Origin of the sequence: Sphingomonas sp. CCH9-E2 (assembly GCF_001557215.1) — a bacterium.
GTDB lineage: Bacteria > Pseudomonadota > Alphaproteobacteria > Sphingomonadales > Sphingomonadaceae > Sphingomonas.
On sequence record NZ_LSJM01000445.1, the window covers coordinates 1 to 2,103 of the forward strand.

Annotated in this window: 4 protein-coding genes; all 4 read left to right on the forward strand. The window is 67.6% G+C overall.

What is annotated here, in order from left to right; all coding sequences use genetic code 11:
* On the forward strand, window positions 1-718 hold a 718-nt coding region (locus AX681_RS20010), incomplete at its 5' end, for a FliM/FliN family flagellar motor switch protein (RefSeq protein ID WP_066682681.1).
* Window positions 715-1,005 (forward strand): flagellar motor switch protein FliN, encoded by a 291-nt coding sequence (gene fliN, locus AX681_RS20015; protein WP_066656183.1) that lies wholly within the window; start codon window positions 715-717, stop codon window positions 1,003-1,005. The genes AX681_RS20010 and fliN, both read left to right, overlap by 4 nt.
* A gap of 6 nt (window positions 1,006-1,011) precedes the next feature.
* The gene (locus AX681_RS20020; protein ID WP_066656180.1) at window positions 1,012-1,266 is read left to right on the forward strand and encodes a flagellar biosynthetic protein FliO; all 255 of its coding nucleotides are present in this window, start codon (window positions 1,012-1,014) and stop codon (window positions 1,264-1,266) included.
* 5 nt (window positions 1,267-1,271) lie between these two features.
* Window positions 1,272-2,081 (forward strand): flagellar type III secretion system pore protein FliP, encoded by an 810-nt coding sequence (gene fliP / locus AX681_RS20025; RefSeq protein ID WP_197421790.1) that lies wholly within the window; start codon window positions 1,272-1,274, stop codon window positions 2,079-2,081.
* Window positions 2,082-2,103: the final 22 nt, after the last annotated feature.

Genomic DNA, 2,103 nt, shown 5'->3' on the forward strand with positions numbered 1-2,103 from the left:
TTACCGCGCCGAGCGGCCCGCCGGGCTCACCGCATGGCTGCCGCTGGCGATGACGCCGGGCCGCGGCCGCGCCTTCATCCTGATCGACGGCAAGCTCACCTATGAAATGCTCGACCGCTTTTTCGGCGGCGATGGTGAGGCACCGCACCCGATGCCGACCGACTTTACCGGATCGGCCGAGACGCTGCTGCACCGGGTGGCGGACAGCATCGCGGCGCAGTTGCGCCCGGCCTGGGAGCTGCTGGCCGAGATCGACTTCAGCTTTGCCCCCGCGCCGACGCCGCTGTCGGTCGCGCCGGAGATCGAGGGCGGCGACGCGATGGTCGTCACCCGCATCGGCGTCGCGCAGGGCGGGGCGAAGCCGCACTGGATCGACATCCTCTACCCCGTCAGCGCGCTCAAACCCTGGAGCCCCGCGCTCACCGCCAAGGTGATCGGCGGCGAGCCCGAGGTCGAGCCGCAATGGCGCAACGCACTCACCCGCGCCGCGCTCGGCGTGCGCCTGCCGGTGCGCTCGGTGCTGGCCGAGCCGGTGGTGCCCGCATCGACGCTGATGGCGCTCAAGCCCGGCGATATCATTCCGATCAGCTTCGGCCCCGATGTGCCGGTGATGGTCGGCCCGCGCCGCATCGGTTGCGGCACCGTCGGCACCGCCAATGGCCGCGCCGCCATCCGCCTGACCCGTTTCGACACCCCTGAGCTCGAGGAAGCACGATGAACGACATGACCGGCAGCTTCGCCGCCGAGACCGCGGCCGCCGCCAATTTCCACCTGCTCCAGGATGTCGGGGTCAAGCTGACCGTCGAGATCGGATCGACCACGCTGACGCTGCGCGAACTGCTCGCGCTCGCCGAAACCAGCGTGATCGAGCTGGACCGCGAGGCCGACGAGCTGCTCGACGTGTTCGTCAACGGCACGCTGATCGGGCGGGGCGAGGTCGTCACGGTCGGCGAGAAGTTCGGCGTGCGCATGACCGAACTGGTCGCGCCCGAAAAGCGGGGCTGATCGACCATGATGTGGTCCTACATCCTCAAGCTGGTCGTGCTGCTGCCGCTGGTCTGCGGCCTGCTGATCGGCTGCCTCTATCTCTGGCGCAAGCTCGAGGCGCGGCTGCCCGGCAATCAGGGCGACCGGATGCTCAAGGTGCGTGAGACGATGATGGTCTCGACCGGCACGCGCATCGCGGTGCTCGAGGTCGAGGGCAAGCGCCTGCTCGTCTCGGTCAGCCGCAACGGCGTGACCCTGATCGACCGGGTTGACGGATGAGCCCGATGCTGCGCCACCTCATGATCCTGCTCGGCGCGCTGGCGCTGGCGCTGTTCGCGGTCGCTCCGGCGTTCGCACAGGAGGCCGTCGCCGCCGCGCCCCTCGCTGCGCCCACGGCAGCTGCCACCCCCGGAGCGGGCGACGCGATCGACCGCGCGCTCGGCGACCTTGGCGGCGGCGACGCACCGCTCAGCCTGTCGCTGCAGGTGCTCATCATCATGGGCCTGCTCACGGTGCTGCCGGGCATCCTGCTGATGATGACCAGCTTTACCCGGATCATCATCGTGCTGGCGATCCTGCGTCAGGCGCTTGGGCTGCAACAGACTCCGCCCAATCAGGTGCTGATCGGCCTGTCGCTGTTCCTGTCCTTCTTCGTCATGGCGCCGACGATCGACCAGATGAACCGCACCGCGATCCAGCCCTATGCCGAAGGGCGCATCGGCGCGACGCAGATGATCGAGGAAGCGTCCAAGCCGCTCCACGCCTTCATGCTCAAGCAGACGCGGGTGAAGGACATCACCATGTTCGCCGGCATCGCCAAGGCCGGCCCGATCGCCAACCCGCAGGACACGCCCTTTTCGATCCTGCTCCCTGCCTTCGTCACCAGCGAGCTCAAGACCGCGTTCCAGATCGGTTTCCTGATTTTCCTGCCCTTCATCGTCATCGACCTGATCGTCGCCACCGTCCTGATGAGCCTTGGCATGATGATGATGTCGCCGACGATCATCTCGATGCCGTTCAAATTGCTGCTGTTCGTGCTGGTCGACGGCTGGGCGCTGACGATGGGCAGCCTCGCTTCAAGTTTCTCAGGATAGCAGCCAATGCACGGCCCCAGCC